12 protein-coding genes and 1 tRNA gene are annotated in these 26,551 nt (G+C 29.7%); 2 read left to right on the top strand and 11 right to left on the bottom strand.

The window, feature by feature from the left end:
• Positions 1–27: 27 nt before the first annotated feature.
• From MR76_RS02645 to MR76_RS02670, 6 genes are all read right to left on the bottom strand, one after another.
• Positions 28–4,008, bottom strand: a complete 3,981-nt coding sequence (locus tag MR76_RS02645; RefSeq protein ID WP_024072152.1) for a type IV secretion system protein — start codon at positions 4,006–4,008, stop codon at positions 28–30.
• A gap of 3 nt (positions 4,009–4,011) precedes the next feature.
• Positions 4,012–6,771 carry a TrbL/VirB6 family protein gene (locus MR76_RS02650; protein WP_024072153.1) on the bottom strand — a complete coding sequence of 920 codons (2,760 nt, stop codon included), beginning with the start codon at positions 6,769–6,771 and terminating at the stop codon, positions 4,012–4,014.
• A 196-nt stretch (positions 6,772–6,967) separates the two neighbouring features.
• Positions 6,968–9,379, bottom strand: coding sequence for a TrbL/VirB6 family protein (locus tag MR76_RS02655; protein ID WP_024072154.1), 2,412 nt, complete (start codon positions 9,377–9,379; stop codon positions 6,968–6,970).
• A 38-nt stretch (positions 9,380–9,417) separates the two neighbouring features.
• Positions 9,418–11,820, bottom strand: a complete 2,403-nt coding sequence (locus tag MR76_RS02660) for a VirB4 family type IV secretion/conjugal transfer ATPase (protein ID WP_024072155.1) — start codon at positions 11,818–11,820, stop codon at positions 9,418–9,420.
• Complete coding sequence (locus MR76_RS02665; RefSeq protein ID WP_024072156.1) at positions 11,820–12,113, bottom strand: type IV secretion system protein VirB3; 294 nt, start codon at positions 12,111–12,113, stop codon at positions 11,820–11,822. The genes MR76_RS02660 and MR76_RS02665 overlap by 1 nt, the downstream gene beginning before the upstream one ends.
• 382 nt (positions 12,114–12,495) lie before the next feature.
• A complete protein-coding gene (locus tag MR76_RS02670; RefSeq protein WP_024072157.1) occupies positions 12,496–13,113 on the bottom strand; it encodes a superoxide dismutase in 618 nt (205 codons plus the stop codon).
• A gap of 237 nt (positions 13,114–13,350) precedes the next feature.
• Here MR76_RS02670 and MR76_RS02675 point away from each other — a divergent pair, with 237 nt between their 5' ends.
• The gene (locus MR76_RS02675; protein WP_024072158.1) at positions 13,351–14,619 is read left to right on the top strand and encodes a PstA family ABC transporter permease; all 1,269 of its coding nucleotides are present in this window, start codon (positions 13,351–13,353) and stop codon (positions 14,617–14,619) included.
• Between the two features lie 92 nt (positions 14,620–14,711).
• On the opposite strand, the gene MR76_RS02680 is transcribed toward MR76_RS02675, so the two are convergent.
• The 5 genes from MR76_RS02680 to MR76_RS02700 form a co-directional block, all read right to left on the bottom strand.
• Positions 14,712–14,784, bottom strand: a tRNA-Arg gene (locus MR76_RS02680).
• Positions 14,785–15,201: 417 nt separating this feature from the next.
• A complete protein-coding gene (gene lipA / locus MR76_RS02685) occupies positions 15,202–16,101 on the bottom strand; it encodes a lipoyl synthase (protein ID WP_024072159.1) in 900 nt (299 codons plus the stop codon).
• Positions 16,102–17,244: 1,143 nt separating this feature from the next.
• Positions 17,245–18,582 carry a hypothetical protein gene (locus MR76_RS02690; protein WP_024072160.1) on the bottom strand — a complete coding sequence of 446 codons (1,338 nt, stop codon included), beginning with the start codon at positions 18,580–18,582 and terminating at the stop codon, positions 17,245–17,247.
• Positions 18,583–18,638: 56 nt separating this feature from the next.
• A complete protein-coding gene (locus MR76_RS02695; protein WP_024072161.1) occupies positions 18,639–22,796 on the bottom strand; it encodes a hypothetical protein in 4,158 nt (1,385 codons plus the stop codon).
• Positions 22,797–23,021: 225 nt separating this feature from the next.
• A complete protein-coding gene (locus MR76_RS02700; protein WP_024072162.1) occupies positions 23,022–24,992 on the bottom strand; it encodes an acetyl/propionyl/methylcrotonyl-CoA carboxylase subunit alpha in 1,971 nt (656 codons plus the stop codon).
• 161 nt (positions 24,993–25,153) lie between these two features.
• Here MR76_RS02700 and MR76_RS02705 point away from each other — a divergent pair, with 161 nt between their 5' ends.
• Positions 25,154–26,122 (top strand): RluA family pseudouridine synthase, encoded by a 969-nt coding sequence (locus MR76_RS02705; RefSeq protein WP_024072163.1) that lies wholly within the window; start codon positions 25,154–25,156, stop codon positions 26,120–26,122.
• The last annotated feature ends 429 nt before the right edge of the window (positions 26,123–26,551 follow it).

A 26,551-nucleotide genomic window follows, 5' to 3' on the forward strand; every position in this document is an offset into this window, starting at 1 on the left:
TTATAGTACCACTTACCTTCCAAAGTCTTATTCTTTCTGATCTTTCTCATTAAGCTTTCTAACAATCCCTCTTTCATACGACTCTTCTTCAACTTTAATTGCTGATTCATGCCCTGCAATTTTTTCTGCCACACTAGAATGTTCATCCATATAAAGTCTTTTTCGTTGAGGACCATCTAAAAAGTAAATATCTTTTTTTCCTCTTTTTCTAGCATTAACATCACCATCATCATCAGATTCAACAATAACAGAAGCTTTTTCTGCTTCTACTTGTGTGTCAGAATCATTATTTTCAGTTGTACTTTCATTATCACCAGTCAAACTATCTATATTACTTAAATCCTGATCATTAATACCATATTCTATATTAGTAGAAACATCAGCCGCATTCTTAGAGTCATCAATATCTGGAATTACATTCAAAATGTCATCACTAACAGTACTATGTACTTCATTAGCACCTTCACTATCGTCAGTAGTATCACGCGTAGCCATACCTGAAACATTATCAGTGCTATCATTTGCTTCACTAGTATCTCCACCATCATTAGTAGCATCATGCGTAGTTATACCTGAAATACTATCAGTACTATCATTAACTAATTCCATTCTTCTACTGGTACCTTCACTATCGTTACTAACATCATGCGTATCGTTACTAACATCATGCGTAGTTATACCTGAAACATTAGTATCATCAACAGTAGTACTTTCACTTCTAGAAATAGGTGAATTAGCATCCAAATTATTATTAACACCTTGCACTTCATCATAATTTGAACGTACATCAAGCACTATATTATCACTGGGAGACGATATATAACTATTTAACAGTCCATCATCATGTCCACCTATTCTATCTTCCTTCCCATTATCACCTGACTGAGGCTGTTGAGAAATATCAGTAGGTTTGCTTGAAATACCATTATCAGTCTGCACATTATAATTATGATTTCTTGGAGTTGAATCAGAACCATGATCATCACTCTTTTCTACAGATTCACCCTTATTCTCAGGATTAATATTACTTCTGCTAACCATATTAATATTTGATTTACCAGTAGATCTACGATTCCGTATTGCATCTTTAATTATACTTTGAGTTTCCTGATCAAGTCCTACTATAGAAGCTAAAGATTGAGTAGCAGCATGTATACTTGCACCAAGACCAGCAACACTCCCAGATATAGAATGAGCAATCGTTTCAGACATATTTTTAAAACCTCTCATAGCATTTGCAACAATAAGCAATATCAAAACTGATACAACACTAAATGGTAATCCAAATAATCCACGACCTCCCTGAACATATGCTTCCCTTATTGATTCAGTAATAGATAATGCAGGTGAATATCCAATAGGTGCTAATACATATATTAGACAAATATCAGGTGGAGCACCTTCTTCAACAGCACCAATAGGAAGATCAAAACCTAAGTAGCATTGACTACAAACAGTAAATCCTGTAACACTATATAACACAGTTAACATAACTTGATTCAAAAATGCAAGTGCAGCAAATAAAATTATAGGTTGTAACGAAAAATTAACTAACATCTTGATCCATGAATCAAAAAGTGTCTTTGTAAGCTGAAAGAAAACAAAAGTTATAAAGATAGGTGCTAATGTTGCTAAAAAAGCGATAGCAACAATAGTAAGTAAGTATGCTATAACTGCCTCAATAACGCATATAAAAAATACAATAGAAGCCCATAAAATTATAATAAACATCAGCCACCCTATAGGACCTGTAATTATTAATGTGGCTAATCTAATCCATACTTCCCCTGTCAATAATACTCCTATGGTAGGATCTAAAAACGCAAATGAATTATCTCCATCCAATTCACCATTAAATGCAGCTATGAGGTCACTGACTCCTTGAACAAATATTGAAAAGAAATGATCACTGAAAAATTCCCAACTACCCTGGCTTATCAAACCAACAACAACTGCAATCTTAGCAATACGTACTACTAAATCATACTTGGTACATTTTACAACACCTATTATATACCCTAATACAGTAAAAATTATATACAAAGTACATAATGCTTGTAATGCTCTCCATAATGATCCTGCACTGGTTTGATTAGTATATATACTCTGTACTGCACCTTTTGATTTGTTTGCATGTATTAAATCTATAGCTTGAGAGATACTATCAACCTTTACATCCTTAGGTAATCCATATAAAATTCTTAAAAGAGTATCTCTAATCATAACAAATACTTTAGAGAAATTTGGATTCCATGTTTTTACAAAAAAATCAGCAAAGTACTTATTTTCTGATTTCATTCCTGGCAAACTGCTATAATCAAATTGATCTTCATATCCTCTAACATCTATACCTAAATAAATCTTTCCTGATTTTTTTTCAGAACCATCTCCATTAATCATATACACTCCTGTTCCAGATGTCTTATCTTGAGGATCAGGTACAAATAATTCAACAGTACCTTTATCCCCAGGAAACATAGTTGGAGCATTATCTCCTATATACATATATAATTTTTTCCCGTACATAAAATTACATGTGCGTTCTACATGAATATTATATCCACCAGAATATAAGTGATAGTTTAGTCCTGAACCTAATACTGTAAATCTTAACTTCATACGATCATCAAGTTCATATGTATAATTAAAATCAGGTTTCAGGCTACTTGATTCAACATCCCGAGAATCATTAGAATAACAATAATGACTATAAGTTTTTTTTGGAAAACAATAATAATCTTTGTTCAAATTTTTTTTAATTCCAGGTTTTGGTATTATATCAAAATAGGCAGTCAATCCTTGTATTACTTGTCCAGAATCATTACTCTTAATAATATCTTCTAAATTCGCTTCACTTGCCTCATTGAATGTAACGTTCATATCAACTTTACTATTCTCAGTAATACAATTCCCATCTGCACGATAATTTGATATTGTAGCAATCCCTTTATCAGCACTAAGCTGTGATTTAGAATTACATATAGTGCCACAAATACAATTGATATCATATGTTGTAAAATTATTAATAACATCTATAATTTCTTTAATTGTATCTAATGTAATATCCTTTCTTATGTTACCTTGCTCTTGTTGTTTTTTATAATACTCGAGTTGAGAAGTATTTGCAGTATCGACATGACTTATAATTCCATTTTTATTTAATTCTTTAATAATCGCACAATGTTTCTTTAATATATCAACATCAATCCTCTTATTTTTTATCATTCTAGCATCATAAACAAAAGGAGCTTTAATCCAATCTTTTTCTAAACTTTTATTATAAAAAACCTTATTTCCATAGGGAGTAGTTGTATTATCCACTAATGCTGAAACTTCAGTACCTTGCAAACGAGGTATCACAGCAAATGCATGTTCAGATGATTTACATTCTTTTTCTACCTTTATATAAAATTTAGACGCACCATTTTTACAAATATTTTCAGCTGACATAGCCGTACTACAGCTGCTATCTTCAAAAATCTCATCATCAGAATAATATATGATACCAGATTCTTTCAATGCATCAGCACTACAGTCTTCCACTTTCAGTTTTCTAGGGATTAAACTAACTTTAAACATATCTCCTTTATTCATGTAAAAGGTACTAATACTGCGTGCAGTAGGTGAGAGATATGAGCTCGACGGCTGCTTAGAGCCAGCACTTTTACAGATATTTACCAAATTTTCATAAATCGATTCATCATGATAATTAACAACATAAGCAGAGTTATTACAAGTAACTGCTGGAACAACTACATCTTTTGGATTCAGAGAATCCTTAGGACACATATTTAGAACTCCAGTAATCATTAACTTCATTGGAGACTGATCTTTACTAACTCTCAATCCGGTATCAATCCAATTAGGTTGCACTATATTCCGTACCTTGTTCACTTTTGGGGTAACTTCTACAACAACTGAATTACCACTAACACCTTTACTACCTTCAATACACCTAACTTCACATCCTGTAATAAAAAATAGTAATAATATTATAAATTTTTTCATATTCTACCCACCGAAACTAGATGGAGGATTTTCCGGGATTGAAACACCACCACGTGATGGCTTGCTAGTAGATTCATCATTCAAAGGCGCCTGAAATCCAAGAGAATCACGTCGACGTTCACCATCATTATCCCGATTATTCATATTATTCATTTGTGCATATCTTGCCCTTTGCATACGACTATTTTGATCCATACCAATAATTCCCAAAGCACTCTCCTTAGCATTTTCAGCCACCATTGACAAATTAGCAAATGAACCAAAAATTGATGTACACATTTCTCCAGAAGAGCCAACAAAATGCTTTGTTGCATTCACCATTATTACAAATATTAATATATTAACAATAGGCATTGGTAATCCTATAAATATTACTGTATCACTATTTACTGAATCTCTTAGATTATCATTAAAGGCTGATACAGGAGAAAATCCTAAAGGAAGTAAAAATTCAAGCAGACAAAAACTTATTTTCGTGATTCCTATGTCAATCTCAGGTCGCAATACACATACATCACATGATTCAAAATTAAACATAGCATATATTATACTATCTATAACTTCAGTCAAAAGAGCAAAAGAAGCAAATATTATTACCGGTTGCATAGCTGTCTGTACTAAAGATTTAATCCATGCATCAAAAATTGCTTTAGTACGTTTAAATAAAATACAAATTATAAAAAAAGGTGCAATACTGAGTAGTAATCCTATAAGAATAATAGATATCAGATAAGTAACAACTGCAGTTGCTATAGTTAAAAATAAAACTATTAATCCCCAGAAAATTAGAGATACGCTCACCCATCCTACTGGACCAGTACATAATAATGATAAAATCTGTAACCAAGTTTCAGACAAAGAAAATCTATACAACATTGTATCTAAAAATTCAAAACTAGTACTATTAACAGAATCTTGACCTGTCATTATGGCAATCAATTGTATTGGCGCTTCAGTAAATAATTTAAACAAATGATCATTAAAAAACTCCCAACTATTAGGGCCAATAACATAAATTACTATACTAATTTTTAGTGTTATAGCTAATAACTCAAAAATAGAAGCCTTAGAAAATCCAACAAAATAAAATAACGCATTTATTAAGATGTATAATACCAACAATGAATTTACTATTTGAATAAAATGTGTATTTTCTATAACAGTATTATAGATTATATTAACACCTCCAGAATTAGTAGATGATGTCCCATATAATCCACGTTCCAATGCATCTTTTAATTTCTCTACTATATATGAAATCACATTAGGTATTTTCTTTTTTGCAGTGACTGTAATATTAAAATATCCTGTATTATTATCATATCCATCCCCATTATCTTTTACACCAAAATATAACTCACCAGCTGCATCATCATCTGTCAATTGAACTGTCGTGCTTTCATTGTTTATAAAATTGATCTTTTTTGTACCTCCGTCTCCTGGTTTTACTTTAGGTGGAACTTTAGATATAACATAATACAAACTATCTTTAACGTGATTACTACAATCCTTAGTTACTTCAATTTTATACTTACCTATCAATTCTAAATTAGGATCTACACGCAATTCTAAATAAAGGCCTTCAGATGAATCTTTATTAAAAGAATACCAATAATTAGTTAAAAGACCAACATCAGAAGAGTTATTATCTGCTTGCCACTTTTTAATTGTATCATCAACAGTAATAAAATTTGTTATACCTGACTCATGGTTTAAATATACAAAAGGCAAAACAGTACTATATTGCCCCGCTTCGTTTAAATCACATGATATGCTATTGCCTGTAATAGAGCATTCATTTAACATAGTATTCTTCTCTGAAACAAAACAGTTTTCAGTGACTATATCGTTTTTGTAATCAGGAACACCACATATATTTCCGCATATCATATTGACAGTATATGCATCATATATTTTTTGATATTTGTCTCTTATTAGTTTCTGACGTGTCGCAAAATGTTCTTTTTCCTTCAATATCAGTTGATTCTTATCATTATCATTATATTGAGTTTCATGTTTAAGTTTTGCTGTATCCATAATTTTATTCAGATATACATCCAACTCATCAGGTGTAAAACAAAGATTGAAATAATCATTGCCATTTTGACTAGCAGAACGTGTGTTCCGCTTTGAGTCTTTAGAATTTATCCTGCGCTTTAAATCTTGATATTCTGATTTACTCATATGATATAAGACTCTAAGTGGAAAATCAATCCAGGCTTTTTCTTTTCCTTCCAAATTAGGATTTTTTAAATACATAAGATTACTCATCTGTTGCGAACCGTAATTATCAATAGAAATACGATACTCTGTACCTAAATAATCTTCCATACATTGGTTAGTATTTTGAACATAAACTTTGGGATTTTTATTTTTACATATATCCTCATCTACAGTAAATTTAAACGCTGGTAATAAACTAAATTGCAATTTTTCTCCTGCCATTATATTAGGCATTTTAATAGGAAATCTAAGATTATCCTTCTTAGAGGATACATTGCTAATATTATAGACCTCCAGAATGTCTTTTGTATTATGACAAAAATCAACATTCACTGTATCAACTTTTATAGTAAGAGATTTTCTCCCTGCTAATATTAAATCTGACTTAACCCAAGTAACATGTTCTTTTTTTCCATTTTCTAACCCAGCTTCCACAACACTCGAATATTCATCAAATAGTACACTTTGAGGCCTAATACAACCATGATAGCCACAACTTGAAAGAAGAAAAATACTGATTATTAAAACTCTTTGAAACATAAAATCAGCTCTTCCACCTAAAAAAACAACATAAAATATCTTGATAAAATTTCCATGAACAATCAAAATTCGTTCTTAATAAAAATATTTACTTAATCCTTTCACGCATAATTAATTAACACCAAAAAGCAACACTAAATTATTCTTATCAAGAGAAGTATTTCCTCGTTAATTTTTACAGAGTCCTACAAAAATTTCATTTTTCTCCTTTAGAACTGCCTCCAGAAACTTCATCTTTACCTCCATCAGAACCAGATTTACGATTACCCAATTTATCAGATATAGCATCTTTGGCTTTTTGTCCTATACTACCTTGAACTTTAGATGCTGCATTCATAGCAGAATTCATCATTGATTTTGGATTAAATGATGAACCAACATGACCAGCTCTTGGATCACCTGCAAGCTCAGCTGCTATGTAAGTAATAGATGATAAGAAATGATAAAACAAAAAGCCTATTAATACCATCATCAGCAATTTCATCCATAACATTTCAGCTTCATGTTTAAAATCAGGAGCATAAGCATTAAATCCAAAAAATGCAGGTTTTGTTAAAAATTGCACATTTCCAAACATACATGCTAAATTATAATCATATTTTGAATCATCACATTGTTTTGGATCACGCAACTTAAAAGTAATTCTTTTATGGCCCAAAACCTGAACTTCTTGCCTATCAAACTTGAGATCTTCAAAATACAAATTATCAAAGACAGTAAACAACAATGCTAGAAAAGCAAAAAGTATTACAGGATACAATGTATAAACAATTAATTGCCTTATCCATCCATCAAAAAATCCCCTTGTAGCTTGAAATAATACCATAGGAATCATTAATGGAGAAATTAAGATTAAAATAGTAAGTGCAATTAGTGACAACAAAAATATATAAACTAACCATATTACAATAAATATAAGCATTAGTACTGCAAAAATTGCAATCAGACATAACATCAATTTCATATTAAACAGCATACTAGCAAAAAAAAGTCCTGCAGTTAAGAATAACCCTAGAACAATTGTTGCAGATCCACCATTTAATTGCTGCCCTAAATAAAACAATAATTTACAATCTAACCTATCCCATGGAGCTAGATACTGATATTGAGCATCATAATCCTGACCAGTATAATTACATATAGTTTGTTCTCCACCTGCTTGTAATACTATATCTGATAATCCTATGGAGAGCTTTACTATTTGATCATAGTAATGTGACATAGCAGATCCTTGAGTGAAATACACCACTAATGCAAACTTAATTATGAGCATGTATAATTCAGCTGGACTTTGTATTCCACCTAATACCGCTTTAATTGCAAATAATATTAAAGCTAATACCAAAACTGCCATTACTGCCTTTTTCAACTTATCCTGAGCAACTTTTAAAAAACCAGCTTTTTGGCTACCATTTTGACCACATCTACCAGTTAATATATTGTTCAGGGATCCTTTGATACAAGAGACTATTATTGAAGTCATTGGAAAGGTAGATTTTACATAAGGACCAACTTCACCTCTACATGCAGGATCTATATAACAACTATAACATTGAGAATTATCATAACTTACAATCCTCTTATTATCATCTGACATAACTGGTACAGACTTTTCACACATTGCAACTGGTGGTCCACTAGGACGCATATGACAACCAATCTCAACTTGAGGCCATAAAGGAGCACCTATAGCTTTAGTAGCATAAACACAGATTTTATCTGCTTTTTCTACAGCTTGAAAAGTAATTGTATGCATTACTTTTTCTTGACCAGATTGTAAGACCGCACACTCTACTTTTCCCTGCATAGCATACTTAGCGATTTTTATTTCTTCAGTAGAATAATCACCCTCTCTTGGATAATCTCCTGCTCTTAATAACTCAGTAACATTTCCTGATGAAGCCTCTGCTGCTCTTTTAATTATACTAATAGGATTAATACCACCTATTGGATTACGATAACAAACTTCTATATAATTAGAACTAGATATTCTATTTTTAGGCCAATAATACTTATCCACTTTTACAAATTTCTGAGACGCACATACAGGTTCATTTTGTTTTGCCCGCATTAAATCAACAGTATTGCTACTATTTTTTTTACCAGTTACAAGACATGTAAAATATTCTACTTCTGAAGCAAAATCACCATTTGCACAACTTTGATAATTTGCAGTAGGCTCTTGACATTCTTTATAAGTACCTTCAGGATCACTACCTTGCTTTGCATCACTATTATCAAAACGCATAACTGGATGACGTACAAAAGACCAATTACAAGCAAAAAATGCAGCTCCTTTAGCAACCGCCACAGCAATCAGCGCCACCCCTGTAAGAAACATTCCTAATGCCACAAGCCAAGTTCCTGGATTAATAAAAAATATACTACCAATAACCAGAGCAAACCCAGCAGTAAATCCAGTAAGTCCTATATACTTCATATGCTCATTAACTCTAGAACAGAAAGGATTACTGGCTAGTGTAGTTCTATATATAGCTGTCTTCTCGCTTTCAACTTCTGCTGCCAATATAGATTTAGCATATATAAAATTAACGTTAATCAAAAATAACATTAATATATATATTACACTCTTACTAACTTTCAGCATAATCAACTCTTTTATAAAGAACAATTAATTATTAAATGTTACACATGCTTTACTCTTTCATAAAATATAGGTAACCAAACATTTGGGTTATCTCCTACTTCTTTTATTAAATCATGTAACATTAATACTGTATCTGCTCTGCCAGACAAAACACTTACTATATCTTCAAGTCCACTTAAATTAATCCTCGCAACTACTGCACCTACCCCTTGTTTTACTAGAAAAAACCTCGTACTAGGATCCGTATGCTTTATTAAAGTATATTCTCTTTCAGTTAACATAAATACATTCCTATAGGCACTAGTAGCTTTTAAATTGGGCAAAAATATTTGAGTAGCAGTTTGTTGTACTAAAGTATCACTGATTGCACTTTTACTAGCATCTTCGACACTTTGAGTAGCAAAAATCACAAATGTGTTTAATTTTCTTAAAACTTTTAACCAATCTTTTATCTTTGGAGCAAACACTGGATTATCTATCAATGCCCATGCTTCATCTAACACAATAATAGATGGAGTGCCATCCAAAGAAATACTAATCCTATGAAATAAATACAACAATACAGGAGCAAGAGATACTGGATCTTTCAATAAATGACCCATTTCAAACCCAAAAACTCTTGACTTATTAAAATCCAATAAATCTTCTGTATTGTCAAATATTGCTGCATGAGATCCTTTACCATGCCACATAGATATAGACCCTGCCAAAGTATTAGGACCGTCTAATCCTAAAAATGGCACTAAATTCGATAATACTCTATGTTCTTTTTTCAATTTAAAATTACCTTCTATAGCATCATTAATACGAGTTATATCTTCAGAAGTAAACTTACTATTAAATACTGATATTAAAGATTTTATCCATTCCATTAAAAATGTCCGATTATCTGGAGTATCATCAAGATGTAAAGGATTAAACCCAGTAGGATTTCTTGGTTCTATAACCATATAAACCCCACTTAGCGCCCTAATGAAAATTTCAGCACCATAATCTTTATCAAAAAAGAAAATTCTTGGTGAAAACTTCATAGCCTGAGCACATAAGAAATTCATTAATACTGTTTTACCACCACCAGTAGGTCCTATAATTGCAGTATGACCAACATCACGAATATGAAAATTAAAAAAGAAGGGAGTTCCAGAAGTAGTATCAAATACTGTTACTGCCTCACCCCAATGATTATTAAATTTCTTCCCAATAGGATAATTATGCTGAGATGCAAAAGCAGCCATATTTAACGTACTTATTATAGCTTTACGAACTGTATATTCGAAATTACCTGGCAATTGAGCCCAAAATGCTGGTTCTAGATTAACTCTCTCTCTAACCGGATATACACCACAATTGGATAACTCAGATTCTATTAAAGACAATGCATTATCAAGAGTTTTTATACTTCTTTCTGTACATAAAATAGTAAGATGATGTTGTCCAAAAGCAATTTTACCACTCATTGCGTCATCCAAAGCTTGAGTGATTTCTACTACCTGAGATACTGCTTTATCTGCAGATTGTATCATACGATTCTGTTGAATCTGCATCTTAGTAATAGCACTCTGCCTATTAGTAAATTTAAAAGATTGTGTAATAATAAATTCATAAGGCAATTGTAGAAATGCATCTAACATACCAGCAGATGTTGTCTGCCCATACTCTTTTAAACTAATTAATCCTGCATACTTAGATCCATTATGTGTAACTATTTGTATTGCTTTATGTCCAAAATACAACCTATGCATAGGTAGATATTTCGATATATCCCCTGCATGAAATAACACACGTTGAAAAGATCCACAATTTACTATCTGTGACAAAAATTCCAGAATTTCAGAAAATACCCCTGTTGGTGTTTCTTTAACACTCAAAACTCTAGGCATATAATTACGCAAACTTGTCAAAACACGATTAGTTACCTCATCCAAATCTTCAGAGACAGCTTGTAAATCTTTCATCCATGATTCTTGCGATGCAACCTTTCCAAATTTACCAAAAATACCAGATAAAAATTCTATTCCTTTCTTCCCATTTTCTCTGACTATTGTAATATATAAATCATTAGTAAAAGATTGTTTTGTTGCATGCTTTTCTCTCCATTTCACATTCACGTAATTTGCAAATGAACTATATACCTTATCATTAGCAAATCCTTCTGAAAAAGCATTTCTTCTACGCCTAATTACATGAAAATATAAAACAAAAGATGCAGAAGATATGCTTCTCAACATTTGATTACGTATGGAATTCTGTATAGACAAATCTTCATCATCTGCAGTCTCAAAAGCATAGCCAGACAACTTAATAACCTTAAGCATCGACCCATCTTTTGTCATTAAGGTAGAAGAATTCCAATGTTCACTATAGGGAATAAAGTTAGACTCATGATATTCCCTTTTGATTATTTTTCTTTTTTTTGTTTGCAATTTTTGAAACTTTAACATCACATTACATCATAAGAATTAGCATTATGATAAAATCTATTTAAACATTTACTACACTTCTTCATCTTAAGCATAAATAACTCCAAAAATAATGGCTCTTTCGACGAAGCTAAAAAACCTATTCCATGTATTCCTGGACCTAAAATAAATAATGCTCTGAAATCATTAGTATACATAAATATCATTATACAAATCATAAAATTTAACATTGCAAAGATATAACTAACACCAAAAAGCATAGTAGGCCTAGTTAATCCTTTAAATAACTGATCTGCTTTAACAGTACCTGTCATAATAAAACACCACCCAAATATATCCTAAACACTGACTGCAGTTTCATATAATGTAGTGTCTAATTTTATTAATTAAACTTCTCTTATAAAGAGAACACACATTAATTGTTAAAAGTAGCAACAACAATTTAACAAACCATTAATCATTAACATTTATTTTAGATGAGGTAAAAGTGTAACAGAATTACCTCATTATATAAATTTAATAACGATACCTTTTAATTTAAAATAAAAAGGTATCATTATTAATATAAAACAAAGTAATATCTATAATTTAAATAATCAATAAAATAATACTAAATATCTAAAATTTTATAAAATAATAAACTACATTAAAATCTTAAACGTAATTCAAATTTATTATTTATCACTAAGAAATAAACTAAATTTCTAAAAATTTCTGAGCTGCAAAATCCCAGTTAACCAAATGCTGTAAGAAAATTTCTATGTAATTCTGACGTACATTAAAATAATCTAAATAATAAGCATGTTCCCATACATCCATAGTTAATAAAGGATGTGTTCCAGGATACTGTGTAATAGGTGTATCACCATTGCTAGTACATAGAATCTTAAGTTTTTGCTCATCTATATCAAAAACTAACCATACCCATCCACTACCAAAATGACTTTTTCCAGCATTAATAAAAGCATTATTGAAATCATCCATACTGCCAAAGTCTTCATTTATTTTATCTAATAATTTTCCTGTAGGAAGTCCTCCACCATTTTTCTTCATAGATTCCCAATAAAAATTATGATTCCATACTTGACCAGCATTATTAAATATAGATTTAGACCCTAAATCCCCAGATGTAACTTCAATGATTTTAGGTAAATCTTCATTAGTACACTTGCTAAAATCTGTATCTGCAACAAGAGTATTTAGAGTATTAACATAACCCTGATGATGTTTGTTATAGTGATAGTCTAATATTTGAAGACTCAAATATGGCATCAAATCACTTTGTTGATATGGAAGCTCTGGTAAAGTAAACATATGTCCTCTATTTAAAATAAACACAAATAAAAAGAATATCAACCTTACATAAAATCTATGCAAAGTTAAAATGTATATAATGATATATATTACACTATATTTATTTGAGTACACTAAAATTCAATTTTATACCAAATTAATATATTTCCATTTTACATAAAAATACTTTTAATAAGAAAAAATCATAGATAGAATTAAAAACTATATATAATAGTAAAGTTTAACATTTATAATAACATGAACATACGAAAAAAATTAGGCAAACTACTAAAGTATCGTCACATTGCTTCCCGTATATCCTTAAAAAATAGGAAAGATCGTATTTTATCAATCCTATCAATGACTGCACTGGTTACTTCTTTAGGTGTACTTTTTATAATTTTAGGAAGTATCGTCAACAATGGATATAACGCATTAACACAAACAAAAATTTTGTTATCAATAAAAATCACTAATGATGCTATAGAGCAACAAGACAAATTAAAACTCAGAAGTAATTTGATAGATTGTATCCATCAATCTTTAGAAGAATCATTCTCAGATGTTATAGATCTTTCAAATCCTGAAAATAAAAAAATTATTTATAGTATAATAAATGATACTGCACATTACAATTTAGCAGATTTTATATACAAAAATCCAAAAGCTACTAAATTTAATCTGTGGTTTAAATCTTCTACTACATTCAATAAAATTATCAAAAGTAAAAATATAAATCATCCAATATATAAAAAAATTATTACAAAATTACAGGATAATAATAGAATAAAAGTATCTTTTAATGATGCATTATTTACAAAGTATAACTCTAGATCTCCTGAAAATACTGGTATCATTGGATCATTAATAGGATCCATGTTTACAATAATTATATGTTTAACATTTGCATTACCCATAGGTATTACATCAGGTATATGTTTAAGTGAGCTCATACCAAAAAATAAAATATCTTCTATCATTGAGGTCAGTATAACAAATCTTGCATCCGTACCATCAATCATATTTGGCATTTTAGGATTAGCAATATATATTAATATCTTTAACATACCACGTTCATCAGCACTCATAGGTGGAATGACTCTATCTTTGATGATGCTACCAAATCTGGTAATAGCCACCAAACAAGCATTTACAGCAGTACCATCATCTGTGAAGGATGCAGCTTTCTCATTAGGATCATCAAATATGCAGGTAATCTTACATCACTCATTTCCAATAGCATTACCTGGTATCATGCAAGGTGTTATTCTAAGTATAGCAAGAATTTTAGGTGAATCTTCTCCATTAATAATGATTGGGATGGTCGCATTCATAGCTGATATCCCAAAAAATTTCCTTGATCCGACAACTGTATTACCTGTACAAATATACATGTGGGCAAGCAATCCACATATTGAATTTATTCAATTAGCTGCTATTGCCATAGTAGCCCTACTCTTAATGTTATTAATTTTAAATCTTATAGTAACTTTTATAAGGAAAAAATTCGATCATTTCATTTTTTAAACTAGCAAGTAAGCTAGCCTTAACAAAAGTATTATTAGTACTTTGTATCATTAAAAGACAAAACCATTTAATAACAACGTGAAAAAAATAAGTGCACTCAGCAGGATTTGAACCTGCGACCTTTACCTCCGGAGGGTAACGCTCTATCCACTGAGCTATAAGTGCAATACTGAAATAACTTATAAGAAGATATATCAAAAATCTCACAAGAGTTTATATAAAACAACATACTAAACGTATGCAATTGTAAAAACGGCTTAATTCTGTAAAAATATTAATAATATCTCACCTAAATCCTATTTATACCACGATTCTATTAACCTACCATTCTTACTTTCTAGTAATATAATAAAAATCCATTTCAATCAGCATAATATTTCATACTCTTAATTTAATAAAAAAAAGTAATTTATTCCTAATATATACTACTATTTTCCTTAATTATATAAACTTCGTGAAATGATCTACTATACAAGCTACACCTACCAATATTAATTTAACCCAAAACCTATAATCATACTAAGATTCATACTACCTTCATAAAGGAATTAATAAAAAAATATAAAATTTTATTATATATACCTAATTTGACTTGCTTTCAGAATTAATTAACACAGCAGCACGATTCTCTTTTAATTTTTGAAAATCCTCTTCAGCATGATATGAGGACCTAACTAAAGGCCCTGAAGCAACCATTAAAAATCCCTTAGAGTATGCAACATACTTATAATGATCAAACTCTTCAGGAGTTACATACCTATCAATTGCAGCATGTTTAGGAGTAGGTTGTAAATATTGACCAATTGTTATAAAATCAACATCTGCTGATCTTAAATCATTCATCACTTGATATATTTCTTCTTTTGTTTCACCCAAACCTACCATTATTCCAGATTTAGTGAATATTTTAGGGTTTTTATATTTAACTGTTTTAAGCAAGTAAAGAGAATGAAAATAACGTGCTCTTGGCCTAATCCTTGCATACAATCTTGGCACAGTTTCTATATTATGATTGTATACATCAGGAGCTGCTTCAGCAATTTTATCAATTGCACCATGTTTATTCAAAAAATCTGGAGTTAATATTTCAATAGTAACATTCTGATCTTTCTTTCGTATTTCTTCTATACACTCTACAAAATGTCCAGCTCCACCATCTGCCAAATCATCTCTATCTACAGATGTAATAACAACATGCCGAAGTTTAAGTGAACTGATAGCCATAGCCAAGTTTTGAGGTTCATGAGGATCTAACTTATCTGGAATTCCAGATGCAACATTACAAAACGCACATGCTCTAGTACACGTAGAACCCAAAATCATTACTGTTGCATGTTTCTTATTCCAACACTCACCAATATTAGGACAAGCTGCTTCTTCACATACAGTGTTTAATTTACGTAACTTCATCAAATTACGCATCTGATAAAAAGCATCCCCTGTAGGCATCTTGACTTTTAACCAATCAGGTTTACTTCTCATACAATAAAATTCAGAAATTCCCGTTCTTGAGTATAACTAACAGCAACACCTATGTCAAGAAAGTGTAATATCTATAGTTTATCAAGTACTATTATTAATCATAAAATTATCACATCATAAGTAAGTTGCTCAAAATTGCAGATTCAAAAAAAGTAAGAATCTTCTTTATCCTTTCATACCAAATAACTACTTTGTAATACGATTGAAATATACCTAATCACTAGAAATATTACCTACTTTAACCATCATGACATTCATATTTTTAGATAGCTACTATTACAAATTTTAAATTATAAAATATTACTAATCACCATAATTAAAACATCAACAACTAAAACATAAGTCACTATCAATAAATATCTTATAATATGATAACACATGATAATAAATGTAATTAACAACTGCGAGAGACATTACATACAGTATTCTGAACACTACGCTGCTCTACATTTATATTGTTTAGATAGCTATTATTACAAATTTTAAATTATAAAATATTACTAATCACCATAATTAAAACATCAACAACTAAAACATAAGTCACTATCAATAAATATCTTATAATATGATAACAAATGTAATTAACAACTGCGAGAGAAATTACATACAGTATTCTGAACACTACGCTGCTCTACATTTATATTGTTTAGATAGCTATTATTACAAATTTTAAATTATAAAATATTACTAATCACCATAATTAAAACATCAACAACTAAAACATAAGTCACTATCAATAAATATCTTGTAATATGATAATAAATGTAATTAACAACTGCGAGAGACATTACATACAGTATTCTGAACACTACGCTGCTCTACATTTATATTGTTTAGATAGCTATTATTACAAATTTTAAATTATAAAATATTACTAATCACCATAATTAAAACATCAACAACTAAAACATAAGTCACTATCAATAAATATCTTGTAATATGATAATAAATGTAATTAACAACTGCGAGAGACATTACATACAGTATTCTGAACACTACGCTGCTCTACATTTATATTGTTTAGATAGCTATTATTACAAATTTTAAATTATAAAAATATTACTAATCACCATAATTAAAACATCAACAACTAAAACATAAGTCACTATCAATAAATATCTTGTAACATGATAATAAATGTAATTAACAACTGCGAGAGACATTACATACAGTATTCTGAACACTACATTGCTCCACATTTATATCGCTTAGATAGCTATTATTATGAATCCCAAAACATGAAAATTTTAACTCACAATGATAATCCATGTATGATAAACGACCAGTAATGTGTTGAGAATTAGTAACAACATCCTGAGTAAAATTCACATGTACCATCTGAAGATGAGTTGCAATATTCACAGATTGTTTAACACCATTAGAAACATCAAATGCGTCTCTAGAGCGCTCAAAAACATTCAACTTATTAACAGCTTGTTTAACAAGATTTACTACCCTCTGAAAAACCATATCTATTGTCTGTATTATGGCAGCTACAGCAAAAAACCCTCCTTCTTGGTACCTGTACATTGACTGAGATGATATATCTCTGATAAAAAGACACTGATTATGCAACTTATAAGATATCTCATTTATCTTGCCATAAAAAACACCTGGTGCATAACCATTTACAAAGACATTTGTAGGATCAGCTATAACAAGCATTTGAGAATTAATAGCCACATCATAAAAAGCTTTCTCATCCTTCTTTTGTACAAATAATCCCGCTACTTTTAATGACCTAACGTTTTGCTGAGCAGTAGAAATATCTTGTTGTATCCCAATAAGAGAGCTGATAAAACTCACAATTAAAAAAAAGCGAAAAAGTAGATTAGAACCAATACCAAATTGCATCATTTGAGCTCTTAGTTCTGTAAGAAGCATTAACCTTTGTTGTAACAATTCTCTTCGCTCAGTATCTAACTCATTTATTAAATCCTCTTGTAATTCTAAAATCTGCGTATCTAATAATTCTTTAAGATCAAGAGATCGGCCATTACGTAAAAACTTTTTTAAGAACTCTATAATGGATTCTAATATGAACCTTTTCTTTTTCTTTTTACGTCTCAAAGGATCAAGTTCATAATTAATATCTACACAGTCCTCACTTTCCTGACATAACTTACTAAAGAAATCTAATATTTTTTGTAATAAAGATTCTTCTATCTCAAAATTCTCAATTTTACTTGTAGGCATATCATGATCATATTCATGAACTTGTACAACTTCACTATATTCTCCAGTTTGTTCTACAATAAATTTATGAAACTCTCCCTCAAGCTCTAAAACAGATTCCTTAATTTCCAAATCTTCTAACTTAATTCTCCCAAGAGCCTTAAAATCATCTTCTTCACCAATATTAAATGTCAATGCCTCCACATTACAAAGAATGCTACTGACTACATTATTATGATCTTCATTTTCTTTGTTGCATCCATTGAAATTATTTGATTTTGCGTCATAATTCTCATCATTCATCATAAAAACATACCATTCATATCTCAAGAAAATGGACTACTTGACTACTGAAATATAAATCAACGATCAATACTTAGTTTCAAAATATGGTCTACCTTACCAAGAAATAACTCCCTTTTTTGATCACTACAATTCATTTTTTGTACCAAATTCAACTCTTCCATATCAGTAGAACAACAATTGTCAGATATACACTTTACATTAAATAACATTGAATTCGATACCATATTCTCACGTAATATAAAATACTGAATATTGTATATAACTTTCTTTTTGGAACAACAGTTGATAACTTTCTGTATTCCCTTTATAAATAACCCTTCACACAAAATTTCTACAAATCCATTGATCAGTTTTGATACCCTTTTCTGGGCAAGATTTACTTTATGAAAAGAAGATGAATATATAAAATAATTAATATCTTGACAGTGCAAACTACATTGAACTGCTTGTACATTATTACATAATAGTCCTATCTCAAATTCAGAACACATAAACATTATATCTTTAAATAAAATACCCCTTTGATAAAACTCAACTAACAACAACCTTCCAAAGTCAGTGCAAGTAAAATACTCATATAATCCATCTAACATTACCATATCTAGTGCATGATCTGTTATCTGTGTAATATAATCAGCAACACTGAGCAGAGTGATTGAATTTGTAAAACGAAGTAAATAATATAATATAAAAGATATAGCAATACCCTTTGGATCTCGCAAATATTCAATAAATTTACAAACGGACTTTTTGAAACGAGCAATACAAGATATTATTCCCTTATCAATCTTAATATAATCAGCTAAATCTTTAGCCTGATCTGAAGGTTTTTTCAACAACAAATTATTAGAATTGAAAAAGTTATCAAAAAATATTTTCATGCTTGTCGTCTGACCATGAAGCATTTTATTATCATCTAATGATTGTAAAATATAACATACATCCCTTATATATGGAGAGAAGTTACTATCAATATCAGTATCTATAAGCTCCTTAGAAATTAATTTACCAAATTGCAGCTGTTTTCTATAATTTTCTAACCTTAATACACAATCATAAAGCATTACCGTAATACTATGCTCTATTCTAGTATTTAAAAATACCGATTCTGATTTATCTTTGATGTTATAAACATCATGAACGTCCAACATATGTATTGCCCATTTCAACGATGCAATTTTTGCATCCAGCAATTCCACTTTTATAGGATTACCTATGGTATTTACTCTAGCAAATATATACTTTACATCTTCTCCATTATATATCTTAATACATGAATCTTTCTGGAAATATCTAGTCTGTAAATTAACAGCAGTAATCTTGTCATGAAGTTGTGTTCTTTTTTGAAAATCATTTAAAATACTTAATCTAGCTGTACTATTAAAGTAGCCGATTTTTTCTGTATAATTATTCAATAAATACGAAAATTCATATTTTAACTTGATATAATTGACATTATTTACCATATCTTGAGGCAACTGAGAGGTATGACATTCAAACTCTTTTAATAAAAACTCAGGTTTTGGCTTTCCATTACATAAAATTTGATCAATGTATGATGACAATTCCTGTGTCATACTACTAATACGTGATAATAGACCATCACTGACATTAGCTCTGCCATATATCTGATCTAATCCTTCAATCAGACCACTATTAATATCAAATTTCTGTTCATAAAATCCTTTTTGTTGTTGATAGGTTTCAGACTCTCTTTGTTCAAAAAACCAAATCTTGCTTAATAAAATAACACATGAATCTTTAAATCCATAAACTTTCAATGATTGATAAATATTGCTACATATCTTATAAACATACTCACCTACTAAATATATTAATTTCATAATAAATCTTATACATTCTGAGAACAAACCACATAAAAGAATAAAATCAAGTACTCTAACAACAATACCCGCAATATCTAAAATTAAAATTAACGCCTTATCTACCACAGTATCTAATCCTGCTACTACAAATAATGTATCAAATATTCCCTGCATTCCATCAATAAGTTTACTAATAACAATACCAGGCAGAATATTAAAATGCGTCAGTATCCTACCAACAATTGCACTTACCAGCATAATAATGAAAATAATACCAAAAAATACATAAGCTATAAATTTATTAGATAGTAATGTTATTTTCAATTTCTCAAAAGTACCTGCTATATTATTGTCTTTACGGATTTTTTTCTTTAAAAATTTAGCTTCATAATAACTCTGAATAAATCTTTCTTTAGAATTACATAATTTGAGATCTTTTATAATTTTACTTGAAAATGACGTAATAGGAATTTTCTTATTCCGTGTATACAATTTTTCCTTAACATTATCCCCTACATAACCTGGTGTAGTACGATAACGGCTAGGATTAACATAATAACGCCATAAAGAAGAAAATGGTATAAAATGTGATGCCTTATATAAAATTTGTAACACTCTTAAAAATTTACTAACTTTAATATCACAAATAAATTTTTCATCTGTATAATTACTTCTCACAATACACTGTAAAATACTGAGGAATCTATTATAATTTAGCTCCTTATCCCACAATTCATTAGGAACATTGAAATAATTTATGTCTATGTCTAAATAATCCATTAGAGGATGTAATTTTAACTGGTGTACAAACCATTTATTGTTTTCTCCTTCTTTTATTATCCACTTCCCATTAACATATTCTATTGAATTAAGTAACCTAGAAAAATCTATAGATGATATTAGTTGCCCATTCTTTAGTAATTGCGTACTTAATATTGGGTGATTACTTATTATAAAATTAATTACTCTTTGAGTAAGGAAACTTTTGTTGACACTACCTATTTTTACATTATGGTTCATATATCTTACAATTTCTTTCAATAAAAGTACCCTGCTGTTTGCATATTCTGCTAACTCTAAGAGTTCTTTTTTTGTGAATTTCAATATTGCATTTCTGTTAACAATTTTCTTTTGTATGAAAAAATCATAAACAGCGAGCAATCGATTAATATCATCGTGTGTATCTTTACAAGTAACTTTAAAAAAAAATTCTAAATCTTCTAGCATTAAAACATCTTTGAATTTCTCCAAAAAATTAATTTCTGATTCTATAAGTGCAGTTAACCCTCTGAAATACTGTTGAGCATGTAAAATTCCATTATTACCATTCATCTTAATAAAAAAATCAAGATTTGCTGTAATATTCAATTTCACATTTTGTAAACTAGATATAGCATCTTCTATTGCTAAATTATCTTCTGGTAAATTATTTCCATATAATTCACAATATGCATTATGTGCTTCCTCTAACCCTTTTCTAGATAAATTAATACAAGATAGTTTCTTGTCTTGAAAAAACTTATAAGCAATATAGCTAACCATATGATATAGCTGACGCTCTCTTAATAAACTTTCAATTTCTTTGATTATTCCCTGATCACTTGCTAAAACATTTAACATGCCTTGAAATACATAGAATGGTATGATTAAGAGATTTCCAAGCTTTGACTGTGATAGACAATCAATAAAATTTTCTAAGCACTTTTTCTGATCCAATACTTTTAACAGCACACTATCATCAGATAGTTTAGTGCTTTCTAATTCCAGCATTTGCAATTTTTTATTAACTACTTTAAATAAAATGCTATCTCTATAATCTTTTGTACTAGACAAAAAAACACCATAGTGACCCTGATAATATATATATAATTTATTTTTTAATAATTCCGGATTTGGAAAACATAAAGGCATTAGATCTATTATACAATCTTCATTCATTCTCCCAGGACATCCTTCACTTTTAAATACACAATCTACTAATTGTAGAAAAAAATCACCTCTTCCACGCTGATCATGTTGATAAGGACTTTTTATAGTATTATAAATATCACAACAGTGTGTTTCCCAAAGATCTGTTGCTTCAAATACTAAGTACATCATCAATCTAACATTATATTCATTACCATCAACTGCTGAACGAAATGGATTACGAAATTTTGCCTTTAAAGAAATCAAATCTGATTTTCTTATTGTAAATTTACAATTTACTAGATCTTCCTCTATAATATCACGAGGTAAAAATTTTAAAATTTTCTCCTTTTCACTATCATTTTTATACATTACATAAATACATAAAAAGTGATCTTCCATCATTATGTTATCTTCTTGAATTAGAGAGCTAAGAAACTCAGTTAATGATTGACCTTTATATATATCATTTAATAACATATATTACCTAAACACATTAGATATAACCACAGGATAATGCAGGATGTTATCTTGCAACATATTTCAAGTATTTCATTTAGACTAAAGATATAACAATCTATTCTTTGAAAGAAATGCATAGTCATATTTTATGCATAATAATAATTTATATATACAAATTTATTAAAACTTAGATCAATTTAAGATGTAATAGTACTCTACATAACAGAATAGATCTTATTAAAATTACTCAAACTCTATAATAACATCACCAGCAGCTATGCTGCTTCCTTCTGAGAATAATACAGATTTAACAACTGATTTTACATCTGAGTATATCACATTCTCCATTTTCATAGCTTCAATAACTAACAAAGGTTGCCCTGGGTGAACTTCTTCTCCTTGTTTAACATAAATTTTAATAATCATACCAGAAATAGGAGAACACACATTATTACAATATAACTCTTCTGCACTAATTTGAGGCATTATAGGAAGTAGATTAGATACACAAGGTCTATATACTGCACATAAAGCACTCATAGCAGAATATCTAAGCTTATACTTATTAAATCTACTATCAACTTTTACATGAAATACTTCTCCATTATTAATTTGCACCTGTAATATTTTAAAATTTACATTCCATGTAGCTGAAATTAAATATTCACACTGATCATAAATTGCTAAAATTTTACCACTTTCATACTTAGCATTAATTGAATATTTTTGATTATCAATACAAACAATCAACTCTTTACTTTCATGTAATTCAGCTCCGTAGTTACCATATTCATCTTGAAAAAATATACACAATGAAGTTAAAATAAAAAGCTTAATGCAAGCCCCCGTCAAAGAATCTCCTTGAAACCCATCAAAATAAAATTGTTCAATAAATTTTGTATTAATATTTGCAGATATAAACGTAGGATGATGAAATACAGACAATAAAAAATCTATATTATTAGCAATACCACTGATATAGAATTCATTTAAATATCGTTGCATAAAACTCACTGCTTCATCCCTATTTTGGCCATAAGTACAAACTTTAGCAATCATAGGGTCATAAAACATACTAACTTCTGCCCCTTCAAATACCCCACTATCAATGCGTAAATTATCATTAGGTACAGGAGCAGAATAATAAACAATTCTCCCACTAGAAGGTAAAAAATTCTTAGTAGGATCTTCCGCATAAACTCTAGCTTCTATTGCTGAACCAGTAAACTTCACATCTCGTTGAGTAAATCTTAATTTTTCACCACTAGCAATTCGAATCATTTCTTCTACAATATCAATACCAGTGACAAGCTCTGTAACAGGATGTTCAACCTGTAACCTAGTATTCATTTCTAAAAAATAAAATTGCTTATTTTGATCAACTATAAATTCAATAGTACCAGCAGAATAATACTCAACTTTTCTTGCTAGATTGACACATTGCTGATACATTTTTTTCCTTGTTTTTTCATCAAGGAATGGACTAGGTGTCTCCTCAATCACTTTTTGGTTATGTCGTTGTATAGAACACTCCCTTTCACCTAAACAAACAATATTCCCATGCTTATCAGCTATAATTTGTATTTCAATATGCCTTGGTAACTCAATATACTTTTCTATAAAAATTCTACCATCCCTAAAATTTTTTGCTGCCTCATTTGTTGCAGAATTAAAAGCCTGTGCTATTTCCTCACTTGATTTCACAATTCTCATACCTTTACCACCACCCCCAGCAGTAGCTTTTATCATTACTGGAAACCCTATAGATTCAGCTATTTTTCTTGCTTCATCAACAGAGTCAACTATTCCCATATATCCAGGAATGATATTAACTTTTGCAGATTCAGCTATTTTTTTAGAAGTAATTTTATCAGCCATCATTCTTATCGAAGCAGCACTTGGCCCAATGAAAGCGATATTGTATTGCTCCAACTTTTCAGGAAAATCAGCATTCTCAGATAGAAATCCATATCCAGGATGCACAGCATCTACACCTGCATTATGCGCGACTTCACAAATTTTCTCCATATTTAAATAACTCTGATTCACTGGAGCAGGGCCAATATTTATTGCTTCTTCAGCAGATAAAACATGTAAGGAATATATATCTGCATCTGAATACACAGCAACACAAGATATTCCCATTTTACGAGCAGTCCTCATAACCCTACATGCAATTTCACCTCTGTTTGCTATTAATATTTTTTTTATCATTATCCTAAATACTCTTAGTTAAAAGGCAATCCCTTTATTTATATATAAAGATAGTCTAAAATTCTACTTATATACAACTATACTACAAGCAATATTTCACTGTTTTGACTATAATTAGTGATTACAGTATATTACCTAGGCACAAATTATAAACTATAAACATGCTAGAGAAAAAAATTTTTATTAAAAGCGGAGATGAAAATAACAGATTAGATAAATTCATAGCAAGCAAATTAAACATATCTCGTAATCAAGTACAACAATTAATAAAAGATAATAGAATCTGTCTGTTTGACAGCATAGTAAAAGATAATAATCATATAACAAAAGTAAACGACATTTATAGTATAAATATACCTATAAAAGAAGTCAGTGATACAATCACTCCCAACCACTCCATACCAATTTCAGTATTATATGAAGACCATGACATAATAATAATAAACAAAACCCCTGGAATAACTGTACATCCAGGAGCAGGAACAAGCAATAATACATTAGTTAATGCACTAGTTGCACACTATGGCAACAGTTTAAGTCATGTAGGGAAAGCAACAAGACCAGGAATAATTCATAGATTAGATAAGGACACTAGTGGACTAATGGTCATTGCAAAAAACGAAAAATCATATTATTTTTTATCTGATCTACTACTCAAAAAACAAATAAAAAAAGAATATTTAGCAGTAGTATGGGGATCTCCTAATCCTCAGAATAACACCATCAAAAACTATATTTGTATGAAACCTAATAACAGACAAATGATGTCTGTTACAGATCTACCACATAAAGGAAAATTAGCTATAACTGAATATCAAACTCAAAAAAGCTTCAGTAATATAGCAAGTTTAATAAAATGTAGAATATATACAGGAAGAACACATCAAATACGTGTACATATGAGCCATATAGGAAACTCTATAATAGGTGATCAAAAATACGGCAAAAACAATAGCAAAAGTATAAAATATGCCAAACAAAGCACTATTATTAACACATTAAAACGACAAGCCCTTCACGCATATAAATTAGGGTTTATCCATCCCACAAAAAATACATATATAGAATTTCATTCTGATATCCCCAATGACATACAAACACTAATCAACGAATTGGAACAATTGAGTTAATCGATAATCATTTTATAGTTATATAATACGTAATAAAACAACATATAAATTTTTACACATTTTTATAGATGTTCATACCACTATAAGTATCAAGCATAAAAATTCTTATATTTCGCTTCAGTAGCTACATAATAATTAAATTGCAATAGGATTATAAGTTAATAAACTAAGAATATAAAAAAATATGTTTGATCAAATACTTATAATTTAGTTCAAAACTAGAGGTATTTTTATACGTATTACATATAGTTCACAAATTTACACGTATTATAGGTATCAACTTTATAGTAACAATACTCAAAAAAATTAGATTCATTTGTAATATTATTCAGGTAAATCGTTTAACCATCTCAATTTTTCTCATGTCAGTACAAAAAATGTCTTTTATAAACACTAATTTAACACATTTCAATGCCATAGTTGTATTTA

The sequence above is a fragment of the Ehrlichia muris AS145 genome, assembly GCF_000508225.1.
GTDB lineage: Bacteria > Pseudomonadota > Alphaproteobacteria > Rickettsiales > Anaplasmataceae > Ehrlichia > Ehrlichia muris.

Bases quoted from the DNA above. Each gene is read 5' to 3' on its own strand.
- MR76_RS02645 (WP_024072152.1), bottom strand. From the start codon at position 4,008: ATGAAAAAATTTATAATATTATTACTATTTTTTATTACAGGATGTGAA.
- MR76_RS02650 (WP_024072153.1), bottom strand. From the start codon at position 6,771: ATGTTTCAAAGAGTTTTAATAATCAGTATTTTTCTTCTTTCAAGTTGT.
- MR76_RS02655 (WP_024072154.1), bottom strand. From the start codon at position 9,379: ATGCTGAAAGTTAGTAAGAGTGTAATATATATATTAATGTTATTTTTG.
- MR76_RS02660 (WP_024072155.1), bottom strand. From the start codon at position 11,820: ATGTTAAAGTTTCAAAAATTGCAAACAAAAAAAAGAAAAATAATCAAA.
- MR76_RS02665 (WP_024072156.1), bottom strand. From the start codon at position 12,113: ATGACAGGTACTGTTAAAGCAGATCAGTTATTTAAAGGATTAACTAGG.
- MR76_RS02670 (WP_024072157.1), bottom strand. From the start codon at position 13,113: ATGTTTACTTTACCAGAGCTTCCATATCAACAAAGTGATTTGATGCCA.
- MR76_RS02675 (WP_024072158.1), top strand. From the start codon at position 13,351: ATGAACATACGAAAAAAATTAGGCAAACTACTAAAGTATCGTCACATT.
- lipA (WP_024072159.1), bottom strand. From the start codon at position 16,101: ATGAGAAGTAAACCTGATTGGTTAAAAGTCAAGATGCCTACAGGGGAT.
- MR76_RS02690 (WP_024072160.1), bottom strand. From the start codon at position 18,582: ATGATGAATGATGAGAATTATGACGCAAAATCAAATAATTTCAATGGA.
- MR76_RS02695 (WP_024072161.1), bottom strand. From the start codon at position 22,796: ATGTTATTAAATGATATATATAAAGGTCAATCATTAACTGAGTTTCTT.
- MR76_RS02700 (WP_024072162.1), bottom strand. From the start codon at position 24,992: ATGATAAAAAAAATATTAATAGCAAACAGAGGTGAAATTGCATGTAGG.
- MR76_RS02705 (WP_024072163.1), top strand. From the start codon at position 25,154: ATGCTAGAGAAAAAAATTTTTATTAAAAGCGGAGATGAAAATAACAGA.